We start from the raw sequence: 23,144 nt of genomic DNA, 5'->3' as shown, positions 1-23,144 counted from the left end.
CATGTTTGCCCGCTCAGCGACTGCCGACGGCCATATGTGCTTCGAGCTTGCGCGCGGCGTAGGTGATCATCGAGCCGGCGAGGAAATAGGTCAGAAGCAGGAAGGAATAGACTTCGTAGGTTCGGTCGCCGTACTGCGGGTTGGCGAGGATCATCTGGCCCGCTCGAAGGAAGTCGGTAAGGCCAATGATGAAGACGAGCGGCGCTGCATTGAAGATATCAAGCACGTTGCCTACAAGCGGAGGCACGACCACGCGCAGCGCCTGCGGAAGAACGATCGAACGGTTGATATCGAACTCGCTCATGCCGAGGGAGCGTGCAGCCTCGGTCTGACCCTGTGGGACCGCCTGCAGTCCGCTCCTCACATATTCCGCGACGTATGCGGAGTAGAAGATCGTGAAACCGATCATGCCGCGTGCGACATCTGCCAGGTTCCATCCCGTGGCCAGGACCGGCATCAGGATCCAGATCCAGTAGACGACCAGGATCAGCGGTAGAGATCGCATGATCTCGATGTAGCCCGTGCAGATCACGCGAACGCTCGAAAACCGACTGCGGCGGCCGAAGGCGAGGAGGATGCCGATTGGAAGTGACAGAACGGCGGTCACCAGCGTCAGCAATATACTGAGGAGCAACCCTCCCCACAGGCCAACGCCTGGAGGCGCCATCACGGCGAATATGGATATGAACCCGGTAAACGATGCAGGTAGCAGGACTTTGCGTGCCAGGGGCACATACGAGGTCAGCGCCCATCCGCACCCCAGGATCGCCACGACCAGAGCGGCAGGGCCGGAAACCTCCATTCCTTGTCCTGAAAGCGCAAGCGCGAGCGGCGGGACTGCCAGAATAAAGGCATGGTGGACGCGGAAACTGAACACGCAGCCGAGTGCGGCCCCGAGAAGCGCACCGATGATCCCGACGGCTGTCCAGGCACGCCAAACCTGATCGGCCGGGAAGATCCCGATCATCAGGACACGCATGCTCTGCGGGATGATATCCCACTGCGCGGTCGTAAATGCCCATGCAAGAGCCGAGTATATGAGCCAGAGCGTCCCCGGGATGACGATCAGGGAAAGGAGCGCGTCGAACGGCTTGGCAAAGAGGTTGTGGCGTGACCACTTGAAAGCGTATGCGATCATCTTTTTGCTCCCACGACGTTCAGACGCCTGTCGGCAAAGGAAACGACTGCACTGATCGTCCAACTCAAAAGCAGATACGACGCCATGACGATGACGATGCCTTCGAGGCTGTGGCCAGTCTGGTTGGCGACAGTGCCATAGACGTTGAAGAGGTCCGGATAGCCAATCGCAATTCCGAGCGCGGTGTTCTTGGTCAGGCTGATGTACTGATTTCCGAAGGACGGGAGCACGACACGAAACACCTGGGGTAGGATGATGTCGCTGATCGTGTCGCGACGGCTTAGACCGAGCGACCCGGCCGCTTCCCATTGACCTTTCGGGAGAGCGTCGATCGCCCCGCGGACAATCTCGGCGATATAGCACGCGCTGTTCACAACGATGGCCAACAGAAGTGCGGCCATCTCGGGGCTTAGACTTGTGCCGCCACTGGCCTGGAAGCGCGAAGCCACCGGATAGTCGACCGACAACATGCCCGTTGCAAGCAGCACACCTATCATCACCGCGAGTGCAATCATGCAGGCGCGTCGCATCTTGCCAACCGGATCGAAAACCGCTCCGGCAAACGCCAGCCAGGTGGCCGTCGCGAGCGCAATGGAAATCGGCGAGCCATCCCCGACCCAGGAAAGAGAAGGAAAATGGAGGCCCTGCTGGCTGATAATGACGCCACCGTACCATTTGGCGGCGGATGCGAGCGGTGGGAACTGCAAAACGACGGCGAAGTACCAGAAGACCAATTGGATCAGAAGCGGAGTGTTGCGGACGAACTCCACGATCCAGAAGCAGAGGTTCCTGACGACCCAGTTGGTCGAAAGGCGTCCGACCCCGAAGAGCGTGCCCAAGATCGTGCTGAAGACGATCGCGAGCACTGCCACCTTCGCCGTGTTGAACATGCCCGTGACGAAGGCCGCACCGTTCGTCCTGTCGGACGTGAATGCCTCGAACACCGGAAGGATCCCTTCCCCGAACGAAAGCGTCTTGCCTTCGCTGATGTCGAAGCCCGCCGTGTTGGCGAGGAACGCGAAGCTGAACTTGATGCCCTTTGCGGCAAGCCCTTCTTTCACGGCATAGGCCAGGACACCAACCAGAGCGATCGCCAGGGCGATTATCGCGAACTGGATGGCGTCGTAGCGCAACCGGTTACGCAACCGCCGCGCCTGCTGTTGGTCACGATCGACGACACCGGGTGCCGCGCTCGTCTCATTGATGCTCATATCCGGGCTCCAAACGCCATTTCGGGCTGGAGCGGCAAATGCCGCACCAGCCCGTTGTCAGGTTCAATTCCAGAGCGGGGAATAGATTGCGCCACCCTGGGTCCAAAGGGCGTTTGCCGTGCCCTTCCGGTCGAGATACATCCTGGTGTTGGGACCGAGATTGCGATCGTAGATCTCGCCATAGTTGCCAACGGCCTTGATCGACTGAGCTACGAAGTCGTCGGCAAGGCCGAAGTCCTTGCCGTAGCCGCCGCCAACGCCCAGGAGCTTTTGAACGAAGGGATCTTCGCTCTTGAGCTTTTCGTCGAGATTGTTCTGGGTGATGGCGGACTCTTCCGCCTGGAAGAGACCGTAATGGACCCAACGCAAAGCGTTGCGCCATTTGGAGTCGTTTGCGACCACAAAGCCACCGAACGGCGACTTGTCGAGGGTATCGGGGAGGATCAGATAATCGGCAGGCTTCGGCGAATTGCCAGCCCAAGCCGCAAGCGCGGATTTATCCGTGCTCATGGCGTTGCAGCGGCCGGAGTTCAGTGCTGCAAAGAGTTTTTCGAGGTTCTCATAGGTCAATACCTTTGAGGTCGTCCAGCCGCGAGCCTTGAAGGCATTGGTAAGGACCATCTCGGTGGAGGAGCCCTGCGTCGTGCAGATCGTTGCGCCCTCGAGGTCGCTGAATTGGGTCACCCCGGAATCGACCTTCACCATCACGCCGTTGCCGTCGTAGAAGTTGATCGGCAGGAAATCGATCGCGATGGCGGATTCGCGCGCCGGCTTGATCGTCGTGTGGGCGAAGACGACGTCGACCTGATTGGTAAGCACCGCGTCGAAGCGGCTCTTGTCCGTCACGGTGATGAACTTGACCTTCGACACGTCGCCCAGAACTGCGGCCGCGACCGCTTTGCAGAAGTCGACGTCCAGTCCCTCCATCTGGCCCGTCGTGGTATTCAGATAGCCGAATCCGGGCGCGGTATTGTCGGTGCCGCAGTTCAGGACGCCCCGCTGCTTCACCGTATCCAGGACGGATGCGGAAGCGCTTGTCGCTGCGAGAGCCAGCCCGGCGAATACCCCGGCTGCGAGTGCTTTCATGAATTTCATTTCAGTTCCCCTTTCGGACGCTCTGACGAGTTGTGGGCCTAAAGACGGAGCACTGGCGGGGGACTGATTTCGATGTCGGCCGCAGCGGCTATTGCCGTTCTGAAGCAAAAAATGTTCCCGCCGGTTCGCCGATGTCGCTAAAGCCCCATCGATCGGCAGGGGGACGATAAGGGGTCGATTCGTTTAAATCTACTTAATTTCCCTTGATCATTACATAAGCAAAACTGATGAATGAAATGCGCCCCGGCGAGGCGCAACCGCCCCAGACTACCCAGGCGTGTCTATCTTAGGATCGAACGGGATCTTGCTCGGCAAAGAGCAGTAACGTAGCCAGGACTCGGACGTGAGCGCGGCGGTGAGCGCTACGAGCACGGCCAATCGCCCGATGAAGGCAGGCCAAAGCTCAAGGGCTCAACACCCTATGGTTTGCTTGAAATGATGGTCAGCCCGCGCCCTACTTGCGCGTAATCTGCTCAATGAAGACCTGCATGGCAGGGCTCCGCTTCTCTGCTTTGCGAAAAGCCAGGAAGATCTTGCGGCGGATTTCTGGAACGACCTTGCAGACCCAGACATCCTCCAGGTCATGGCTGGCCCGGAGGCCCGGTAGCATCGAGATGCCGTAATTCTGCCGGATGAGAGCGATCGTTACCTCGAACCCTTTGCAACGCGCGACGATATTGGGCTTGAAGCCGGCGGCCTGGCAGGCATCGGCAAGCATCGTGTTGTAGGTGTCCGATGCGGTGTCGATGGCCCAGCGCTCGTTTCGCAGTTCCTTGAGTTTGACCGTCGGCTTTTCGGCCAGCTTATGGTCCTTCGATACCATGACGTTGAACACATCCTCCATCAGATAGATGGTTTCAATGTTGGGGTCCAAAGCGCCCGTCGGCATGTTGAGGTCGTCAATGATGGCTACATCGGTCTGCCAGCTTCTGAGTGCGGCCACGCTTTCCGCAGGCTCCATTTCATCGAACTGGACGGTGAGGTGCGGGTGCATTTCGGCAAGCTGATGGACCACTCGCGGGATCAATGCGGCCGCAACTGACGGGAAAGCCGCCACCCGCAACTCGCCCGAGATCACGCTTTTCAGTTCCGAGATATCGGCTCGCGCAGACTCGATTTCTGACAGAATGTTCCCGGCGCGGTCGACAAGCTTCTGCCCGGCGAGGGTCATGACGACGCCGCGCCCCCGGCGCTCAATCAGTTTGATGCCCACCTCTTCCTCAAGGAGTGCAATCTGTTGCGACACCGCGGACGGGGAAACATAAAGAGCCTCGGCCACAGCCGCCATTGTCTTTCGGATCGAGAGTTCCCTGAGAGCCCGCAGACGCCCAATGTCCATGCCATCCTCCCGTTCCGATACTCAATTGATTAGCATATCTGATGGTATATGCAAATATTATTAACTTTTTCTGGATCGTGACGCCGACTAGTTTGCCCTCCAACGAAATGGATACCCGATATTGGAGAGGAACAATGGAAAACGTCGCAAAGACATTTTTCGAAACGCACGTCGAAGAGCGCGATCCGCTCGTTGCGAACGCTCTTGCCAACGAGCGTCGTCGCCAACAGAACCAGATCGAGCTTATCGCGTCGGAGAACATCGTCAGCCGTGCGGTCCTCGATGCACTTGGCCACGAGATGACCAACAAGACGCTCGAGGGTTACCCGGGCAATCGCTTCCACGGTGGCGGCGAATTCGTGGACGTGGTCGAGCAGGCTGCCATCGACCGCGCCAAGGAACTCTTCGGATGTGCCTATGCCAACGTCCAGCCGCATTCCGGCACGCAGGCAAACCTGGCGGTCTTCTTCCTGCTGATGACCCCAGGCGACAAGGTTCTTTCCCTCGACCTTGCTGCAGGCGGCCACCTTTCACACGGCATGAAGGCTAACCTTTCGGGTCGGTGGTTCGAGGCACACAACTACAATGTGAACGCCCAGAACGAAGTCATTGACTATGACGAAATGGAGCGCGTCGCTGAAGAGGTGCGCCCGAAGCTCCTGATTACCGGCGGCTCGGCGTACCCACGTGAACTCGACTTCGAGCGCATGTCGAAGATCGCCAAGAAGGTCGGTGCGTACTTCATGGTGGACATGGCCCATATCGCAGGTCTGGTGGCAGGGGGTGCGCACCCCTCCCCGTTCCCGCATGCCGATATCGTCACATGCACAACGACGAAGACACTGCGTGGTCCGCGCGGCGGCCTCATTCTGACAAACAACGAAGAATGGTTCAAGAAGCTGCAAGCTGCCGTCTTCCCGGGCGTCCAGGGATCACTTCACAGCAACGTCCTTGCGGCAAAGGCGATCTGCCTGGGTGAGGCACTGCGAGATGATTTCAAAGTCTACGCCCACCAGGTGAAGGCAAATGCCAGGGTACTTGCAGAAACGCTCGCCGATCGCGGCGTCCGGATCGTGTCGGGCGGCACTGATACGCACATCGTGTTGCTCGATCTTTCCAGCAAAGGCCTCAATGGCAAGCAGGTCGAGGTAGCGTTGGCTCGTGCCAACATCACCTCGAACAAAAACCCGATCCCAGGCGACAGCCCTCGCCCGCCCGAATGGGTCGGTATGCGTCTTGGCACGTCGGCGGCGACCACTCGAGGCCTGAAGGAAGAGGAGTTCAAGGCGCTCGGCAAAGTGATTGCCGATCTCATTGACGCTGAAGCCGCTGGAAAGATTGACGAAGTCGTGGGTAATGCGAAGGCGGTCGTCGCCGACCTCACCCACCGCTTCCCGGTCTACGGACACTGAGCTCCACCCACCGACGCTCCGAATTCCTGACGCATGCCGCGCGAGCAGAATGCACCGCGCGGCATGGTCATACTCAGGCGTCGCGATGTCCCGAACCGGTCGACAGGAGAGCAACGAGATGGGAATGGATAGATTTCACCGCGCTGAGGTGATCGACGGAAAGACCTTTGCGAACGGCCTTTTGAAAAGCATCGAGACTGACGTCGCCTTGCTTCTGGCAGAGACCGGTGCTGCCCCGGGCCTCGCTGTCGTGCTCGTGGGCGACGACCCGGCGAGCGCCGTCTATGTTGCGTCCAAACATCGCCAGACCGTTGCGGCGGGCATGAAATCGTTCGAACACCGACTGCCGGCAGATACCACTCAGGACCAGCTCATGGCACTGATCGGCGCATTGAACCAGGACCCTCAGGTTCACGGGATCCTGGTGCAGTTGCCGCTGCCGCGTCATCTTGACCCCAACTTAGTCATTCAGGCGATCAACCCCGACAAGGACGTTGACGGCTTTCACATCTCCAACGCCGGGCGGCTCGCAACAGGCCAGCCTGCCTTGATCCCCTGCACGCCACTTGGCTGCATGATGCTCCTCCATGATCGACTGGGGGCGGATTTGGCTGGATTGAACGCGGTCGTACTAGGCAAGTCCAACATCGTTGGCAAACCAATGGCGCAGCTCCTGATGAGCGCCAATTGCACTGTGACAGTCGCCCATTCAAAGACGAGGAACACGGCCGAGCTTTGCCGCGCCGCCGACATTCTGGTCGTGGCCGTTGGAAGACCGGGGCTCGTTCGCGGAGAATGGATCAAGCCAGGGGCCGTCGTCATCGATGTCGGCATCAACCGTATCGTCGAAGACGGGAAATCCAGGATCGTCGGAGACGTCGCTTACGCCGAGGCGGGGCATGCCGCGGCCATCACCCCCGTCCCTGGAGGCGTTGGCCCGATGACGATCGCCTGCCTCCTGTCCAACACACTCACAGCTTTTCGCCGCCAACAAGGCCTCGTTGCATAAATCGCCAAGAACGGTACCCATCACATGACCAGCACCAAGCCTCGATACGCGCTGCGCGTAGCCTGCCCTTCCATTCGCGGGGTAACGGCCGCGATTGCGTCCTATCTCTCCGAAAATGGCTGCAATATCTCCGACAGTGCCCAGTTCGACGACGCAGACACCGGACGCTACTTCATGCGCATCAGCTTCCAGCCTGAAGAAGGGCACAGCCTCGACCAACTCCGCGAGGGGTTCGCGCAGATCGCGGCCAGATACCAGGCTGACGCCGAGTTCTTCGACGAAAGCGCAAAGAAGAAGGTGATCCTGATGGTTTCACGCTTCGGCCACTGCCTGAACGACCTCCTTTATCGCTGGCGCATCGGCGCGCTGCCGATCGACATCGTTGGCGTGATCTCCAATCATCTGGACTATCAACGCGTTGTCGTGAACCACGACATACCGTTTCACTGCATCAAGGTGACCAAGGATAACAAACCGGCAGCCGAAGCCGAGCAAATGCAAATCGTTGAAGATTGCGGTGCCGAACTTGTCGTGTTGGCGCGCTACATGCAGGTTCTCTCAGACGAGATGTGTTCGCGGATGTCGGGCAGGATCATCAACATCCATCACTCATTCCTCCCGAGCTTCAAGGGTGCGAACCCTTACAAGCAGGCATTCGAGCGCGGCGTGAAACTCATCGGCGCCACGTCTCACTATGTCACTGCCGACCTCGACGAAGGCCCGATCATCGAACAGGACACCGTGCGTGTGACCCATGCTCAAAGTGCCGAGGACTACGTCAGCCTCGGCCGCGACGTGGAGAGCCAGGTGCTCGCCCGCGCGATCCACGCGCATATCCATGGCCGCGTCTTCATCAACGGGAACAAGGCTGTGGTCTTCCCACCTTCGCCAGGCTCGTACGCCTCGGAACGGATGGGCTGAACCAAGCCCCGCGGAAGAAGGTTCCCAGGTGCACCCCTTGGTCGGCGATCGGGCCAAGGGACTTTTGAGAGTATCGCGCTGACTGGCCAGCGGGTAGAGGTGCACCAACCTCAGCCCGTGGCGTCAGAGGCGCAACCGGCGATTGGCAAAGCCCAGCCTAGTCCAGCCATCGCTGGCAAACGGGTCATTTCGACTTGCACATCGCGGCCATCTGCGACCCATTTGCTGGCCATGTCAGGTTGATCGTCTCCGCCACAGCAAAGACCCGCTCCTGAATATCGATGGTGCCCCGTCTTGCGTGCGCCCAATCCACGTCAACCATGACACCGTCGGCTTTCGCTCGACGTCCGCTGACCCCAACACTGTCGATGTCTTCCATCGGGGCGAAATTCAGCACGCGATCGGTACGCAAACGGGGGGAGGTCAGCGCGCTTGCCGACGGTGACCGAGCCCGCGACGTCCCCAGCCCAAGCGCCTTGGCGGACCGATCCGGCGTCTACGCCCAAACCCACGCCATCGCACTTTCGGATCACCGCGAACACCGGGTCATCGATGCCTGACTTCGCCGCGGGAGCGCAAGAACGTTCTAAAAACAGGCATTCTGGACAAGAAACTAGAGCGCAATAGCAGCAATATCGAAAAACCGGACCCGCAACCGATCAGATCAGGGAGACGCCGATGATCCTGGCAATCAAGCCACCGTTCCGCAGCCCTCTGATCTCGCGCGCGTATGCTTTCTGCCCGCAGCCAGCTCGCTGATCGGTGCGTTATGTATGTCCGATTGACTTTCCCTTGCGAGCGCTTGGCCGCCTTCTTGGCTCGTGCTGCATGCTTGCTCTTGCTCCWGCGCCTCGCTCACGGACGGACAATCTCTTTATCACGATGGATCACTAGATGAAGATCCGACCACTCGTCGGCAGCTTCAGACACAAGGAGGAAGCATGAGCTCACCCGACGCACGTTCCTCGGCGCAGCCTCGTCGCTTGCCCTGCCTGCTTTCTTTTCGTCGGCCCGCACCGCCGGCGCCCAACAGTCCGGAGACACCACGATGACGCCCGACCTCATTCTCCACAACGGCCTTGTCACGACGCTCGATCGCGCCAATCCGACGGCCACTGCCGTTGCCATCGCCGACGGCCTCATTCTTTCGGTCGGTGACGACCGGACGAAAGAACCAGCGATCCGCTTTCTGTGACTGTTCTCCAAGCCAGGTGTTGGAGCGTCTGACTTTCATCTGAACCGAGGCGCTCCAGGTCACATCACTTCACGTCGATTGTTGCAATATTCGCAACTCTATCGAAATTCTTATTGCACTTGTTCGGCGCAATCCGACCCGATACTCCTGTTTTCACCAGACAAGTTCACCACAGACTGGCGAAGACAGACACCGACATCCTTCTTCCCAACCAGCTCAAAGAGGAGATATCCCATGGCCAAACTCGAAGTCCTGACCCCGCTGAACAGCCAGCTGATCTTCATCGACCAGCAGCCGCAGATGGCCTTCGGCGTGCAGTCGATCGATCGCCAGGTGCTGAAGAACAACGTCGTCGGTCTCGCCAAGGCCGCCAAGGTCTTCAACATCCCGACGACGATCACCACCGTCGAGACCACGTCCTTCTCCGGCCACACCTATCCCGAACTGCTCGCCGTCTTCCCGGAAAACGACATTCTCGAGCGCACCTCGATGAACTCCTGGGACGATCAGAACGTCCGCGATGCGCTGGCGAAGAATGCCGCCAACGGTCGCAAGAAGATCGTCGTCTCCGGCCTGTGGACCGAAGTCTGCAACACCACCTTCGCGCTCTCGGCCCTTAATGATGTACCGGATTACGAGATCTACATGGTGGCCGACGCCTCCGGCGGCACCTCGGTCGATGCGCACAAATACGCCATGGACCGCATGGTCCAGGCCGGCGTCATCCCGGTGACCTGGCAGCAGGTCCTGCTCGAATGGCAGCGCGACTGGGCCCGCAAGGAAACCTACAATGCCGTCACCTCGCTGGTGAAGGAGCACTCGGGCGCCTATGGCATGGGCATCGATTACGCCGTCACCATGGTTCACAACGGCGAAGAGCGCACCCACCACGGCAAGACCATCGGACCGAACCCGGCGAAGTAAGTATCATCGGATCCCCTGGGCTGTCGCCCAGACAGACCTGGGGATCCGCATTGTCCTTTCAGAATTCGATTTCAAGGGCGCACCGCGGAGCGTTCGCTTCACGTCCGGACGGACGATACCAGCATCGACCGTTGCGTTGTCGCTGCAGTCGTTGCTCTCGTTGCCAGGGCGCGCAATCAACTAGGGGAGCGGCATACGATGCTCACGATACTTCGCGGGAAAAGCAACTCGCTGGCGCTGGCCTTCATTTCCGGCTTCGCCGACGCACTCTTCTTCATTCACTTGGGCGGTCTTTTTGTCGGGCTCGTCACCGGCAATGTCGTGCTCCTCGGGCTGGGCCTGGTCGGACACGAGAAAGGCGGATTGCGCGGTCTCCAGATCATGTCGTTCCCCCTCTTCATGGTGGGCGCGGGATTGGCGGCAATCATGGTCGCCTGGATCAAGCCTCTCGAGCGTGCAACGTTCTGGACGCTCATCATCGCGGCCGTTGCATTCGCGACGTCCGCCCTTCTGGCAATCTTCGATGCCGGACCGGTGTCGGCCTGTGCGTTGCTCGCCGTCACCGCGATGGGAATGCTGACGGCGATCGAGCGTCTCGACCCGAGACTCGGCCCACCATTTTCGCTCATGACGGGCAACATCGCCGGCCTTGCGGTCGCCACGGCCCGTCGCGTCATTGGCTACAGCGAGAAGCCGGAGGAATGGGGGCAGTCGCTGACGTCGTTCATCCTGGTGTTCGGCTTTGTGATGGGGTGTGCTGCCGGCGCGTTGGCGCAAGTCACCGTGGGTGTTGCAGGAATGCTCTTTCCCGCCTTCTTGTTGCTTCTCGTCGGGTTCTTCTATTCACCGCAAGAAACGAAGAAGCCCGGCTGAACCGTGGCATCCGTCGCCTTCCCCCCCTGCAATCGCGATCTCAAGAGGAGGTCTGCCTTGTCTGCGATAGCCGCCTTTAGCCTGGCCCCGCGCGATCGCGACGAGGCCAGCCGCAGCTCGACTTCGCTCGAGTTGATGTTCGATCTTGCGACCGTCGTGGCGGTGGGTGCCGCCGCTCACAGCCTGGCGCAGGACATCGAGGCCGGCGCATCCGGACCCGGTCTCATCCATTTTGCATGCAGCTTCTTCATGGCCTGGCTGGCTTGGGCGAACTACACATGGTTTGCCTCGGGCTATGACAACAAGTCTGCCGCCTTTCGTGTGCTGACGATGGTCATCATGTTCGGATCGCTCACCCTTGCCGGCGGGATAAGAAGCGGCCTTGGCGATCAACCCCATTGGCTCGTCCTCATCGGTTTCAGCATCATGCGCCTTGGCATGATCGCCCTTTGGCTCGGCGCGGCGAATGGCGATCGGCAGGCCCGCCCGGCGGCCCTGCGTTACGCGGCCGGGATCGGCGCCATGCAGGTCTACTGGAACACCCTGATCGTCACAGTTTCGCCGGAAGCGCCGCTCTACTTCCCGCTCTTTGCACTCGGCGCCGCCGGCGAACTGGCCATACCGCTTTTGGCCGAGCGCGGGACCGCGAGCAACTGGCACCATGGTCACATCATTGATCGCTACAACTCGTTCAACATCATCGTCCTTGGTGAATGTTTTGCTGCCATCGCCTTGATCATCTCAGATCCGGCGACGCCCGAGCTCAGACATTTCTGGTGGGCGACGCTCTGCTCCATCATCGCATTTTCGATGTGGGGATTGTATTTTGATCGAAACGAACAGCTGCTTGGCCGTGAAGCTCGCACCGTTCTGACCTGGGCCTACGGCCACTGTCTGCTTTTCGCAGCCGGAGCGGCGACGGCCGCCGGTTTTGTCGTGTTTCTAAGCGCTGCCCGCAACGCGACCGTTTCGCAACAGCTCGCCGCTCTCGCCTTCTGCATCCCGATCGCGATCTACCTGACCGCCCTTTGGCTCGTCCGCGACCGGGCATCCAGGCATGGCTCGATGCATTGGCTTCTCCTGGTGGTCGCAGCGCTCGTGCTCGCAAGCGGGGCGTTTGCCTCCCACGCTCTGGAAATAAACGCAGCTTTGCTGGCGTTCGCTGTCACGATACGCCGTCGCCTATATCCGGCACCCTTTCGCGACGGCAGCGAACGCAACTGACAATCCGCGATCGGCAAAGTAGGCTGGAGACAATGATGGGGGATCAAAGGCCGATGTCGTTGTCAGCGACCATTCTTGTGCGCTATCCGGGATTTCGATCCGCAATCATGCCGCTGCTTTTGGCGTCGGGTCTCGTGACCGGATGCGTCGCCGGGCCTGAGCGTGTCTCCGTTCCGGCAGAACAGGCCTCGACTGTTAAAATCGATGAGGTGGACCTTGCCCGCTTCTGGGGAGACGAGGTCACGCCCACGTTGCGCTCGCTCATTACACAACAGTACGCACAGACGCAGACTGCTGTTCGATCAGGGCATCGGCCGTCCACCGCCACAGACCATGTCGACTTTCTTGCGATTTCGGGCGGCGGCGCCGACGGTGCGTTTGCTGCAGGATACCTGACGGGCTGGACCGAGCGAGGCAATCGACCGCAGTTCGAGGTTGTGACAGGGGTCAGCACCGGCGCCTTGGCCGCCCCCTTTGCTTTTCTTGGTCCGGGTCATGACAACGAATTGCGCGAAGTTTTCACGCAGTACGGTGACCGCGACATCTATCGAAATCTCGGGCTGTTCGGTGTGATGGGCCGAGGCCTCTATGACAATTCGCCGTTGCGGCAGTTGATCGGCCGCTATCTCACCGAAAAAATGGTCGAAGAAATCGCAGCGCAATACCACATTGGCCGCCGTCTTTTGATCCAAACCACCAACATCGATGCCCAGCGTCCCGTCGTTTGGGACCTGTCCGCAATCGCCGCCAGCGCACGCGCCGATCGTCGGGAACGCATGATCGACATCCTGTTGGCGTCCGCCGCCATACCCGCGGTATTCCCACCGGTCCGCATCGATGTGAGGCTGGACGGTCAAGTCAGGCAGGAATTGCATGTCGATGGCGGGACGGTGGCGCAGGTCTTCTTCGCCCCGCCCAATATCGAGCTCTCGGGTTATGAGAAGCGCTACTTTGGTCATGCCCGGTCGCGAACGCTCTATCTGATCCGCAACGGGCGATTGACGCCCGAATATACCGAGACGGAAGAAACGGCGCTCGGGATCGCCCGCCGCTCGATCGAGACCTTGATCAAGTATCAGACGATATCCGATTTGACGCGCTTGCAGCTACAAACGACGGCCGCGCGCGGTCAGCTCTATTACGCGTCTATCCCCGATCGTTTCACACTGAGATCGAAATCCGAGTTCGATCGAAACTACATGCAAAAGCTTTTTGCTGTCGGAAACGAAGAGGGACGTCTTGCGCGCTGGCGCAAGCAGCCGCCGCTGACGCCGGTGCAGGCGGCCGAAGGGCGCAATCCTAGCTGATGTTTTGCGCCGATAAATGCCACGCTCGCTAGGCAGTTCCTGAGCCTGCGGGGGTCATCGGAAGAAGAGAAACTGAACCAGCATTCCGAGCGTGAGCGCGACGGCCAGAACCCCCACCGCGACGATCAGCGTATGGTTGTTCCGCAACTTCCTAGCTAGCCAAAGATAACGGGCAAGCCAACACGGCACACACTGAGGTACCAGCTCGGCTGGCGCTCGAAGCGCCCGTTCGCGCCCTTTGTTGCCGAGATCCGCGCGGCTGCAGCCATGAAGTCAGGCTCTATGGCCGGTGGACACAGCGAAAACCGATATGGGTTGTCGCCGCGTTCTCCTCCTGGGGATGGCGCGCTTGAGGGCGGTAACGACGGCAGTGGTTTGGTGCGCAGAGATGCGATCCGCCTTTGATCACCCGCCTTGCGGCCCTGATGTCGGGCCGTGCCGGATCGCGGCTTGCCTCGGCGCTGCCACCGCGCGGGTTGACCGGAACGCAGCAAGCCTTTTCGGCCGGGGCGGAATGGCGTGTCGTCCAATAGTCGCTCGTCCACTCCCAGACATTGCCGATCATATCGTAGAGGCCGTAACCATTCGGCGGGAAGCTGCCGACTGGCGAGGTCCGCTCGAACCCGTCGCTTTTGAGATTTTCAGTCGGAAACATGCCGTGCCAGGTATTGGCCATGCAGCGGCCGTTTGGGATGAATTCGTCCCCCCAAGCAAACTCCTTGCCTTCGAGGCCGCCCTTGGCTGCAATTTCCCACTCCGCCTCCGTCGGCAGGTCCCTTTCCGCCCAAACGGCGTAGGCCATGGCGTCGGCATAGGCGATCTGGACGACCGGATGGTCGAGCTTGCCACGCAGGTTGCTCAAGCCCCCATAGGGCCGACGCCAGTTCGCACCGAACTTGAATTTCCACCATTGCGATGGATCGCGACCGGAGACCCGCTTCGGTGGGTCAAAGACCACCGACCCCGGCTTTAGCATTTCGGGCGGCGCGCCGGGATAATCTTTCGGATTGGACGCCTTTTCGGCGAGCGTAACATAACCGGTAACCTCCACGAATGCGGCAAACTGCCGGTTGGTCACCGGTGCCACGTCGATCCAGAAACCATCGACCTTCACCGGATGGGCAGGAGCTTCCTCGGGATAATGCTGGTCCGAGCCCATGAGGAAGCTGCCCCCGTCGATCCAGACCTGTTTGGGAGCGCTGACCTGCATCCTTATTCGACCGACAGCCGGTCGGTCAGGCGAGACATTCATGCGTCACCTCACCCCGATACCGGGCCAAGACGATCCGAAAAGCCTGAGCACGCTCTCAGTTCAGCTGGACCGTCAGCTTGTCGATCGTCCCAGTGAAGGCGAACGGCACCTGGTAGTCCTTGTCATCGACACCGGTGCGCGTATCCATGCCGACATCGAAGGTCTCGTCCCATGGCATCAGGGCGGGGACAGTGTGCGGGATCTTCTGGCTGGCGACCTCCTTGCCATCCACCTTGAGAATGCCCGTACCGCCGCTGCCCATGGTGTGGCTGTCCGATGTGAAGCCGAACTCGATCGTATGCTTACCGGCGGCCAGCGTGTCGGGGCCCTCCCAGCGGAAGCGCTCGATGTCCACGAAATTGTAGAGGAATACCGGCTTTTGCTTCAGGATGTAGAGGCCGAAGCCGCCAAAACGGCCGCCGGTTGTCGCGAGCATGCCTTCCGCGCCAGCCGCTGGAATCTCGATCTCAGCGGTGATCGTGTAGGACTTGTTCACGATATTCGGGGCGTTGCCGCCGGGCAGGCCGGAAACGACGCCTGAATAGGAGAACAGCTTGCGTCCCGCGGTCGCGCTCGGACGGGGCGTGGCGAGGCGCTCCAAGATTGAGTTGTCGAGCGGGAATACGTTGTACTTCGCGGCTTCGAGAAGGAACAGTTCCTGCATCTGATGCAGCTTGTCGGGATTGCTCTGCGCGAGGTCGTTGGCCTGCGAATAGTCCTCATTGAGATTGTAGAGCTCCCACTTGTAGCCATTGACCACTTCCGGCATTGGCGCCTTGCCCATCAGCCAGGGCGCTGCGGGCGGTGTGGTGCAGGCATACCAGCCATCGTTGTAAATGCCGCGGTTGCCGAACATCTCGAAGTATTGCGTGTGGCGCGTCGAGGGCGCGTCGGCGTTGGCCTTATCCCAGCTATAGGCCATGCTGACGCCTTCGATCGGCTTCTGCGCCACGCCGTTGACCATGGCTGGTGCCGGGATTCCGGTCGCCTCGAGGATCGTCGGCACGATGTCGATCATGTGGTGGAACTGGGTGCGAATGCCGCCTGCGTCCTTGATGCGGACGGGCCACGCCATTGCCATGCCTTGCCGCGTACCGCCGAAATGCGAGGCGATCTGCTTGGTCCATTTGAACGGTGTGTCGAAGGCCCATGACCAGGCGACCGACATGTGCGGGTAGGTCTGGTCGGAACCCCAGGCATCATAGAATTTCAACTGGTCGGCGACGGGAATCTCCATACCCTCGATGGTGATCACCTCGCTCGGGGTGCCGAGCGTGCTCCCTTCCGCGCTCGTACCGTTGTCGCCCTCGATATAGATGACGAGTGTGTTGTCCAGCTTGCCCATGTCGTCTACCGCCTGGATGACGCGGCCGATCTCATTGTCGGAATAGGCGACGTAAGCTGCGAACACCTCGGCCTGGCGGGCAAACAGCTTCTTGCTGTCGGCGTCGAGCGTGTCCCATTTCGGCAGGTCGTCGGGCCAGGCGGTGAGCTGGGTATCTTGCGGGATGACGCCAAGACGCTTCTGGTTCGCGAAGATCTGGTCGCGCATGGCATTCCAGCCCATGTCGAACTTGCCCTTGAACTTCTCGATCCATTCCGGCGTGGGATGGTGCGGCGCATGTGTGGCGCCGGGTACGTAGTAGACGAAGAAGGGCTTGTCCGGCGCAGCCGCGTTCAACTGCTTGATGTAGTTGATGGCGTTGTCGGCCTCATCGGTAATCAAGTTATAGCCGGGCTTTCCGAGCCACGGAAATATCTGCGTGTGATCCTGAAAGAGATAGGGCTCCCACTGGTTGCTGTCGCCGCCCATGAAGCCGTAGAAGTAGTCGAAGCCCATGCCCGACGGCCATTGGTCGAAGGGACCAGCGCTGCTGTACTGGAATGACGGCGTGTTGTGATTCTTGCCAAACCATGAGGTGGAATAGCCGTTCTGTTTCAGTATGTTGCCGATCGTCGCGTTGTCCACGCCCAGAACCGAGTCATATCCTGGATAGCCGGTTGCCTGCTCGGAAATCACACCAAATCCGGTCGAATGATGGTTGCGTCCGGTGATCAGCGCTGCCCGCGACGGCGAACAGAGTGCGGTTGAGTGGAACTGCGTGTAGCGCAGGCCCATCTGCGCCACGCGATCAAGCGCCGGTGTCGGGATGACGCCGCCGAACGTCCCGGCAACCCCGTAGCCGGCATCGTCCGTCATGATCAAAAGGATATTGGGTGCGCCCTTGGGTGGGACGATTTGTGGAGGCCAATACGGTTTTGAGTCCTTTGCGCTCAGCCCGATCTCGCCGCCGAAGGCCGCAGGCGGGTTGGGAAGGTAGCGTCCGTCGATGGTCGTCGTGGCGTCCGGGGCACCCGGTGTGCCGGTAATTTGTTGTGCGTTTGCAGCCCAGGCTGAACACGTCAGAGCCACCGCGGCGACCTGGGTCAAAAGAGCCAATTTCATTCGCATGGTACCCTCCCTGGTCGCTACCATCTGATTGAAACGGTCACATCAGCATGAATTGAGGGGAACTTCAGTCGAACGAATCCATCAGAAAGTATTAGCTGGAGCCTGGGCCCAACCAACTCCGCAAGGGTCAAACAGAATAAGCAACAATGATATGCGGCGGCGGGACATGCTTTGCTTCTCCGCCATCACTCCACCCACATTATCTATATTAGCATGGGCTTGGCAGTGCAGCCAATTAACCCATATGACGGAAGCTTCGATTGTAGCGGGCGCGCGGGAGCGCCTGATGACGCTCAACTTCTCAACCAGCGCTGTCATTTTGCATTTAACCGCAAGACCATGCCGCGAGCACCGAAATACCCTGCAAATATCAGCGCCGGCGCAACCGCTTCCGGGTCAATCTCACCAAGGTATCCGGGCTTTGAGAGGCCCTCCTCTGCTCAGCCTTTGAAGCCATTAGGTCAAAATTCGGCGCCGGATTTTTCGCTGCGCGCTTCACCTGAAATCGGGATGTAAAAGCCGCAACCGGGTCCTGATCTATGCCTAGAGGTCGAAGAGATGGCGGAGCTGTCGGGGCTGCGATCGCAGATACTGATCGGGCGCCCATACCCGCTCACCGAAATGCGCCGCCGCGTGCCAGGGCCAGCGGGGATCGTAAAGGATGGCGCGGGCAATCGCGACGAGGTCGGCATCGCCCATCGTCAGGATCGCTTCGGCCTGCTCGAACTCTGTGATGAGGCCCACGGCGATGACCGGTATTCCCACGCCTTCTTTGACAGCGCGCGCAAAGGGTACCTGATAGCTTGGTCCGATCGCAATTTGCTGGTTCGACGCAAGGCCGCCCGACGAGACATGAATGGCTGAGCAGCCACGGGCTTCGAGCGCCTGGCAAAAGGTCACGGTTTGCTCGATATCCCAGCCGTTCTGCGCCCAGTCGGTCGCCGAGACCCGCATCGTCACCGGCCGGTCCGCCGGAAACGCTTCGCGAACGGCTTCGAAGACCTCAAGAGGAAAGCGCATGCGGTTTTCGAGCGACCCACCATAATCGTCCGTGCGTCGATTGGAGAGCGGCGACAGGAACTGATGCAGGAGATAGCCGTGCGCTCCGTGAATTTGGACAGCGTCCAATCCGAGAGCGGCGGCGCGCCTGGCAGCATCGGCGAAGGCCGCTCTGACCTGCGCAAGGCCACTTTGATCGAGCGCCGCCGGATGGTCATAATCCTCGTGGAAAGGGACAGCGCTCGGGGCAACGGTCTTCCAGCCCCCCTCGCCCGCCGGATTGATCTGGCGTCCGCCTTTCCATGGGATTTCGCTGGAAGCCTTGCGTCCGGCATGGCCGAGCTGGATGGCGATCGGCATGTCGGACCACCGTCGCACACCGTCCAGGACACGGCCCATGGCGTGCTCGCAGGCATCCGAATAAAGCCCGACATCGCCATAGGAAATGCGGCCCTCAGGCAGAACTGCCGTGGCCTCGATGGTGAGCACCGCCGCTCCCGACAGGGCCAGATTACCGAGATGAATGAGATGCCAGTCGTTCATCTGCCCGTCGGTCGCCGAATATTGGCACATTGGGGCGATGACGATGCGGTTTCGCAGCGTAAGCGATCCCAATTCAAAGGGTGAGAAAAGCCTGGTTGCGCTCATGATCGTTCTCCAGAGATCGACGGGGCCGGTCGCGCCGGCCTGTCAATGTTTCGCCGTTTGCCAGCGAAGTTGCAATCTCGGTGTAAAACAGGCTTTCCCGTATACTCCCTCCGGCTCTCGACGCGCACTCAACTATCGGATGTGATCCGAACCTGGCGAGTTGCTGCGACGTCGCCCGGTTTTTCTCCTTTCGGCAGGTGAGCGAACATGTGGGGCTTGATCTGGTTGATCCAGGATGTCACCGCCGGCTCTTTGCCCAGACAGTCCTGGCAAAAGGTATAACCTGTTCGCCGACGGTTGAAGCGCGCGCCGCTAAAGCCGCGGATGGCGTTGGCTTCGGAGATGTCCTGGGCGAGCCAGGGGGCGCGGGCATCGTCGGCCGCTTCGATCAGCGCGAGGCCGTTTACCATCGAAGCTTTTGCGCTGGCTCGCCTGTGCGAGCCGGCACAGGCTCGCGGTGACCAGAGGGTGTCTTGACCTTTCTTGCCGCTCCTTCAACCAACGCGGCTTTGGTTCGATTTCGACCGGCGCGTTTTGCATCATAGAGCAGCTTGTCGGCTTGTTCGTAAAGTGTTGAGAATTCTACAGCGGCACCTGGCGGTGCGGACGCAACGCCCATGCTGGCGGTTACAGGGCTGCTAAGTCCGGGAACTGCGTTGGCGACGATTGAGGAAATGGACTGGCGTCGACGCTCCGCCCTCGCTTCTGCGTCGCCGCCGCGCACAAGAAGGACAAACTCCTCGCCGCCAAGCCGGAAGGCTTGAACATCCTCATCTGCCTGAAGCGCCTTGGCCGTGGCTCTCAATACATCGTCGCCAACAACGTGACCGTGAATGTCGTTGACTGCCTTGAAGTGATCTAAATCGAGTACCGCAAGTGTGCAGTAGCCCTCGGCACGCATCGTTTCGAACTTCTCATCAATGGCTCGCCGGTTAAGCAATCCCGTTAGGGGGTCGCGCTCAGATAGGCGCTCGAGCATATCCGCTTCAAATCGAGCATGGTCGCGCTGGCGCCTAATCGACATGAAGCGATCCGCCAGCCCAAGTGTCGTAAACAGGACCTCGCACACGCAGCCCACATAAAACAGGAGCATGGCGTCGTTCGACTGCAGCCACGGAACGACACCGGTTACCAGACGCACCAATCCGGTAAACATCATGGGTATATAGCCGATCGCCTGAAACCCGGCCGCCCGGCTTCCGCGTCTCAGCGCATCTGCAAGAGACAGCACAAAGACGACAAGCACCGGGGCAAATGCCGCCGTGTACAGGGTAGACTGAATTGGGCGCGCCACGAACGGAAATGCCGCGTGGAAGCTGCTAAGGAACATCGCCCATCCTGCGCAATAGAGGAGCGCGTTACGCAGGAATGGCCGCAACAGGCCTGGTTCGATGAAGCTGCGGGTGAACATTGCCCCGGAAGCAATTGTCAGGCCGAAGATTATCGTGGTCATCCAGCTCAACGTCATTGCCGGCGGATCGAATATGACGACGGCAAGACCGGAAGAGACCAGGATGGTCAACAGCAAGCAGACCGCGAGCGCGGTATGCCATAGGACGAACGGCTCGCGCAGGACCCGGTAAAACGCCGCGTTGAAAATGAGCGGCATAGAGAGCATCCCGGCCAGCGCTGCCAAAAGAAGGAACGACCGCGTACGGGAAATGTCTATAGGGAGGTCCGATGGTCCGATACGGGCGTTCTCGAGCGTCATCGTGTGGCTTGGCAAATCAAAGGCGACCACAATCTGCGTCGTGTCGCCGGTGACGCGTGGAAGTGCTGCCTTGAAATATCCGCCGGACAAGGCGCTTAGCAGCTCACTCGAAGACAGCGAGGCTTGGCGGATGGAGCCGTCCCGATCGATTGCCAGCAAATGAACCGCTGCAAGTGCGCTACGCCTGGAGAAGAGATACTGGGGAAGGACATCACTCGCTTCGATTTCGAAGCGCAGTAGTACGCGATCGCCCTTAATCGAATAGGCGTGATCCGCGCAGATCCAGCGCTCCGGGGAGACAGCAAGAGTTGCGAGGTCGTCCGACAGCCCCGCTGATTTCCAGCAGGAACTGCTTATCTCCGCATTTCCAGCCGCGCTGAGTGGTTTGAGACCCAGCGATGCGAGCAGCACAAGGCTAAGCCCTGCCACGGCAAGCATTTTTTGAACATATTCCCAGATCATTGGCCGACGTTAGCCGCCAATCGTTGAGACGCAGTTACCCGACCGCAGTGTGACCAATATGGCAACCCGCTCAGTCTCCAAATGGGGAGATGGTCGGGGAGCCGTCGCTGGGCTATTGTGGCTGGGTTCGGTTTGTGTAGCCAAGAGCATCTGGCAGCATAAGGGGCGAGGAGATGAGCATCCTCGGAGAACGCAGGCTGGCGGCAATCTTCGTTGCCGATATTGTCGGCTACTCACGGCTCGTCGAATTGGACGAGGCGTCGACACTTGTGGCAGTCACGGATCTGCGCCGGACCCTGTTCGAGCCTCTGTTGGCGCAGCATCATGGGCGCCTCTTCAAGCTGACGGGCGACGGCCTGATCGCTGAATTCGGTTCCGTTGTGGAGGCTGTAGCCTGCGCCGCTGCGGTTCAAAAGCAATTGCCTGAACATCAGACGCAAATCCCGGCTGAGCGTCGGATCGTCTTGCGTATCGGCATCAATCTGGGCGACCTACTGGTGGATGGCGAGGACCTGCTGGGGGACGGCGTCAACGTGGCGGCCCGATTGGAACAGTGTTGCCCGCCAGGTGGTCTCCTTATCTCCGGAACAGCATACGACCAGCTCTCTGGAAAGCTCGATTGTCGCTTCGAGTTCGCTGGTGAGCGGCACCTGAAAAATATCGCACGGCCCGTAAGGACTTACGGCTTGGTACTGGACAATGCTGGCGACGGCGGGAGAAACGCCTGGGCGGTGGGCGATAAACCTACGGTGGCGGTGCTGCCGTTCGAAAACATGAGCGGCGATCCCGAACAGGTCTATTTCAGCGATGGCATCAGCGAAGACATCATCACGGAACTCTCGCGCTTCCGCGAGCTCATGGTCGTCGCGCGAAACTCTTCCTTTTCGTTCCGGGGAAAAAATGTCGACGCACGCGAGATCGGGCGTTCGCTCGGGGTCCGATACCTTGTCGAGGGTAGTGTCCGCCGGGCCGGCGGGCGCGTTCGCATCACAGCCCAGCTCATTGACGCTGCGAGCGGTGCCCATTTTTGGGTCGAGCGATACGACCGCGCACTCGAGGACGTATTCGCCGTTCAGGAGGAGATCTCCCAGAGCATTGTCGCAATGGTGGCCCAACGGATCATCCAGGACAGCGAAGTCGCAGCCCGACGACGTCAGCCAGAAGACATTCAGGCTTATGACCTCTTCCTCCAGGGGAATCGACTTTCCGACGTATTCACGCCAGAGGCACAAGCGCGTGCGAAGGCACTGTTCGAAGAGGCACTCCGGATTGACCCAGGCTTTGCCCGAGCCCATACGGGTCTAGCCTGGATATACCTCACTCGTTCGGTCGAGACGGGCGTCGGAGTGCCGCGAGACAAGGACGAAAACCGGATCGCGGCGTTTCACCAGGCCGAGGAAGCCCTGGCGAACGACCCCAACGACGCGCGTGTGCACTCCACCTTCGGATACATGTGCTTGATGTGGCGCGAATTCGAGCGGGCCGAGCGACATTTGAGCCTTGCCCGCGCCTTGAACCCGAACGACCCTCTGATCCAGATTTTCTGGGCCTGGATCCAGTCGTGCAACGGAAAGCCCGAATTGGCCTTGCATGCCGCCGAGATTGCCTTTCGGCTCAACCCAAGCCACCCGACCTGGTACAATTACTACCTTTCGCACATCCTGTTTCGGCTCGGACGCTACCAGGAAGCAGCCGACGCATTGGAGCGACTAATACTGGACGCACCCAGCCGGCGACACCCACGGTATATGGCTCTGCGCGCGGCGGCCTTCGGACATTTGGGGCGCCTCGAAGAGGCACAGCAGTGTGGCAGGGCCTGCATCGAGTCAGTTCGCGCGTCATGGCACGGCGATCCGGCCGCCGGCCCAAGCGAATACGTGGATTGGCTCGTGGATGTCTTGTATCTGCGGCGAGACGAGGACGTAGATCGATTGCGTGAGGGCCTGCGCCGCGCCGGATTGCCGGCTTGAGC

At 59.9% G+C, this 23,144-nt stretch carries 18 protein-coding genes and 1 pseudogene; 9 read left to right on the top strand and 10 right to left on the bottom strand.

The genetic code is table 11. The features are described from left to right. Positions 1-13 precede the first annotated feature (13 nt). The 4 genes from AB4Z53_RS23400 to AB4Z53_RS23385 form a co-directional block, all read right to left on the bottom strand. Positions 14-1,138 carry an amino acid ABC transporter permease gene (locus tag AB4Z53_RS23400; protein WP_291157444.1) on the bottom strand — a complete coding sequence of 375 codons (1,125 nt, stop codon included), beginning with the start codon at positions 1,136-1,138 and terminating at the stop codon, positions 14-16. Continuing rightward, a complete protein-coding gene (locus AB4Z53_RS23395; protein WP_441597877.1) occupies positions 1,135-2,349 on the bottom strand; it encodes an ABC transporter permease subunit in 1,215 nt (404 codons plus the stop codon). The genes AB4Z53_RS23400 and AB4Z53_RS23395 overlap by 4 nt, the downstream gene beginning before the upstream one ends. Positions 2,350-2,412: 63 nt before the next feature. Next, positions 2,413-3,444: a transporter substrate-binding domain-containing protein gene (locus AB4Z53_RS23390; protein ID WP_223730619.1), complete on the bottom strand. Its 1,032-nt coding sequence runs from the start codon at positions 3,442-3,444 to the stop codon at positions 2,413-2,415. Positions 3,445-3,898: 454 nt separating this feature from the next. Beyond that, on the bottom strand, positions 3,899-4,783 hold the full coding sequence (locus AB4Z53_RS23385) for a LysR substrate-binding domain-containing protein (protein WP_113535905.1): 885 nt from the start codon (positions 4,781-4,783) through the stop codon (positions 3,899-3,901). 134 nt (positions 4,784-4,917) lie between these two features. Here AB4Z53_RS23385 and glyA point away from each other — a divergent pair, with 134 nt between their 5' ends. The 3 genes from glyA to purU all read left to right on the top strand — a co-directional run bounded on the left by glyA (position 4,918) and on the right by purU (position 8,125). After that, positions 4,918-6,195 (top strand): serine hydroxymethyltransferase, encoded by a 1,278-nt coding sequence (gene glyA / locus AB4Z53_RS23380; protein ID WP_441597876.1) that lies wholly within the window; start codon positions 4,918-4,920, stop codon positions 6,193-6,195. Between the two features lie 118 nt (positions 6,196-6,313). After that, positions 6,314-7,204: a bifunctional methylenetetrahydrofolate dehydrogenase/methenyltetrahydrofolate cyclohydrolase FolD gene (folD, locus tag AB4Z53_RS23375; protein ID WP_113535907.1), complete on the top strand. Its 891-nt coding sequence runs from the start codon at positions 6,314-6,316 to the stop codon at positions 7,202-7,204. Positions 7,205-7,228: 24 nt separating this feature from the next. Next, the gene (purU, locus tag AB4Z53_RS23370; protein ID WP_113535908.1) at positions 7,229-8,125 is read left to right on the top strand and encodes a formyltetrahydrofolate deformylase; all 897 of its coding nucleotides are present in this window, start codon (positions 7,229-7,231) and stop codon (positions 8,123-8,125) included. A gap of 184 nt (positions 8,126-8,309) precedes the next feature. Here the strand turns inward: purU and AB4Z53_RS23365 are convergent, their stop codons facing one another. After that, positions 8,310-8,504, bottom strand: a complete 195-nt coding sequence (locus AB4Z53_RS23365) for a hypothetical protein (RefSeq protein ID WP_291157435.1) — start codon at positions 8,502-8,504, stop codon at positions 8,310-8,312. 669 nt (positions 8,505-9,173) lie between these two features. Between AB4Z53_RS23365 and AB4Z53_RS23360 the strand changes: the two genes are divergently transcribed. The 5 genes from AB4Z53_RS23360 to AB4Z53_RS23340 all read left to right on the top strand — a co-directional run bounded on the left by AB4Z53_RS23360 (position 9,174) and on the right by AB4Z53_RS23340 (position 13,648). Continuing rightward, entirely contained in the window at positions 9,174-9,320 is a 147-nt protein-coding gene (locus AB4Z53_RS23360) for a hypothetical protein (protein ID WP_441597875.1), read from the top strand. A 234-nt stretch (positions 9,321-9,554) separates the two neighbouring features. After that, positions 9,555-10,244 carry a hydrolase gene (locus AB4Z53_RS23355; protein ID WP_441597874.1) on the top strand — a complete coding sequence of 230 codons (690 nt, stop codon included), beginning with the start codon at positions 9,555-9,557 and terminating at the stop codon, positions 10,242-10,244. A gap of 198 nt (positions 10,245-10,442) precedes the next feature. Beyond that, positions 10,443-11,117 carry a YoaK family protein gene (locus AB4Z53_RS23350; RefSeq protein ID WP_441597873.1) on the top strand — a complete coding sequence of 225 codons (675 nt, stop codon included), beginning with the start codon at positions 10,443-10,445 and terminating at the stop codon, positions 11,115-11,117. Between the two features lie 57 nt (positions 11,118-11,174). Continuing rightward, entirely contained in the window at positions 11,175-12,341 is a 1,167-nt protein-coding gene (locus AB4Z53_RS23345; protein ID WP_441597872.1) for a low temperature requirement protein A, read from the top strand. 107 nt (positions 12,342-12,448) lie between these two features. Beyond that, the gene (locus tag AB4Z53_RS23340; RefSeq protein WP_441597871.1) at positions 12,449-13,648 is read left to right on the top strand and encodes a patatin-like phospholipase family protein; all 1,200 of its coding nucleotides are present in this window, start codon (positions 12,449-12,451) and stop codon (positions 13,646-13,648) included. A 280-nt stretch (positions 13,649-13,928) separates the two neighbouring features. Here the strand turns inward: AB4Z53_RS23340 and AB4Z53_RS23335 are convergent, their stop codons facing one another. The 5 genes and pseudogenes from AB4Z53_RS23335 to AB4Z53_RS23315 all read right to left on the bottom strand — a co-directional run bounded on the left by AB4Z53_RS23335 (position 13,929) and on the right by AB4Z53_RS23315 (position 21,172). Further along, entirely contained in the window at positions 13,929-14,858 is a 930-nt protein-coding gene (locus AB4Z53_RS23335) for a formylglycine-generating enzyme family protein (protein ID WP_441597870.1), read from the bottom strand. A 97-nt stretch (positions 14,859-14,955) separates the two neighbouring features. After that, entirely contained in the window at positions 14,956-17,346 is a 2,391-nt protein-coding gene (locus AB4Z53_RS23330) for an arylsulfatase (protein ID WP_441597904.1), read from the bottom strand. A 549-nt stretch (positions 17,347-17,895) separates the two neighbouring features. Continuing rightward, a complete protein-coding gene (locus AB4Z53_RS23325; RefSeq protein ID WP_441597869.1) occupies positions 17,896-18,999 on the bottom strand; it encodes an NADH:flavin oxidoreductase/NADH oxidase in 1,104 nt (367 codons plus the stop codon). Between the two features lie 275 nt (positions 19,000-19,274). Then, positions 19,275-19,403 (bottom strand): annotated as a pseudogene (locus tag AB4Z53_RS23320) (ring-cleaving dioxygenase); the annotation flags it as partial. Then, positions 19,403-21,172, bottom strand: a complete 1,770-nt coding sequence (locus AB4Z53_RS23315; protein WP_441597868.1) for a sensor domain-containing diguanylate cyclase — start codon at positions 21,170-21,172, stop codon at positions 19,403-19,405. The gene AB4Z53_RS23315 and the pseudogene AB4Z53_RS23320, both read right to left, overlap by 1 nt. A gap of 173 nt (positions 21,173-21,345) precedes the next feature. Between AB4Z53_RS23315 and AB4Z53_RS23310 the strand changes: the two genes are divergently transcribed. Next, positions 21,346-23,142: an adenylate/guanylate cyclase domain-containing protein gene (locus AB4Z53_RS23310; protein ID WP_441597867.1), complete on the top strand. Its 1,797-nt coding sequence runs from the start codon at positions 21,346-21,348 to the stop codon at positions 23,140-23,142. Positions 23,143-23,144: the final 2 nt, after the last annotated feature.

The sequence above is a fragment of the Ensifer sp. 2TAB8 genome, from assembly GCF_052115125.1.
Classification (GTDB): domain Bacteria; phylum Pseudomonadota; class Alphaproteobacteria; order Rhizobiales; family Rhizobiaceae; genus Ensifer.
The sequence above is the reverse complement of the archived record's forward strand: the minus strand, read 5'-3'. Positions and strand labels throughout refer to the sequence as shown.

Excerpts from the sequence above, each read along its gene's own strand:
- AB4Z53_RS23400 (WP_291157444.1), bottom strand. The coding sequence starts at position 1,138 with ATGATCGCATACGCTTTCAAGTGGTCACGCCACAACCTCTTTGCCAAG.
- AB4Z53_RS23395 (WP_441597877.1), bottom strand. The coding sequence starts at position 2,349 with ATGAGCATCAATGAGACGAGCGCGGCACCCGGTGTCGTCGATCGTGAC.
- AB4Z53_RS23390 (WP_223730619.1), bottom strand. The coding sequence starts at position 3,444 with ATGAAATTCATGAAAGCACTCGCAGCCGGGGTATTCGCCGGGCTGGCT.
- AB4Z53_RS23385 (WP_113535905.1), bottom strand. The coding sequence starts at position 4,783 with ATGGACATTGGGCGTCTGCGGGCTCTCAGGGAACTCTCGATCCGAAAG.
- glyA (WP_441597876.1), top strand. The coding sequence starts at position 4,918 with ATGGAAAACGTCGCAAAGACATTTTTCGAAACGCACGTCGAAGAGCGC.
- folD (WP_113535907.1), top strand. The coding sequence starts at position 6,314 with ATGGGAATGGATAGATTTCACCGCGCTGAGGTGATCGACGGAAAGACC.
- purU (WP_113535908.1), top strand. The coding sequence starts at position 7,229 with ATGACCAGCACCAAGCCTCGATACGCGCTGCGCGTAGCCTGCCCTTCC.
- AB4Z53_RS23365 (WP_291157435.1), bottom strand. The coding sequence starts at position 8,504 with ATGGAAGACATCGACAGTGTTGGGGTCAGCGGACGTCGAGCGAAAGCC.
- AB4Z53_RS23360 (WP_441597875.1), top strand. The coding sequence starts at position 9,174 with ATGACGCCCGACCTCATTCTCCACAACGGCCTTGTCACGACGCTCGAT.
- AB4Z53_RS23355 (WP_441597874.1), top strand. The coding sequence starts at position 9,555 with ATGGCCAAACTCGAAGTCCTGACCCCGCTGAACAGCCAGCTGATCTTC.
- AB4Z53_RS23350 (WP_441597873.1), top strand. The coding sequence starts at position 10,443 with ATGCTCACGATACTTCGCGGGAAAAGCAACTCGCTGGCGCTGGCCTTC.
- AB4Z53_RS23340 (WP_441597871.1), top strand. The coding sequence starts at position 12,449 with ATGCCGCTGCTTTTGGCGTCGGGTCTCGTGACCGGATGCGTCGCCGGG.
- AB4Z53_RS23335 (WP_441597870.1), bottom strand. The coding sequence starts at position 14,858 with ATGCAGGTCAGCGCTCCCAAACAGGTCTGGATCGACGGGGGCAGCTTC.
- AB4Z53_RS23330 (WP_441597904.1), bottom strand. The coding sequence starts at position 17,346 with ATGAAATTGGCTCTTTTGACCCAGGTCGCCGCGGTGGCTCTGACGTGT.
- AB4Z53_RS23325 (WP_441597869.1), bottom strand. The coding sequence starts at position 18,999 with ATGAGCGCAACCAGGCTTTTCTCACCCTTTGAATTGGGATCGCTTACG.
- AB4Z53_RS23315 (WP_441597868.1), bottom strand. The coding sequence starts at position 21,172 with ATGATCTGGGAATATGTTCAAAAAATGCTTGCCGTGGCAGGGCTTAGC.
- AB4Z53_RS23310 (WP_441597867.1), top strand. The coding sequence starts at position 21,346 with ATGAGCATCCTCGGAGAACGCAGGCTGGCGGCAATCTTCGTTGCCGAT.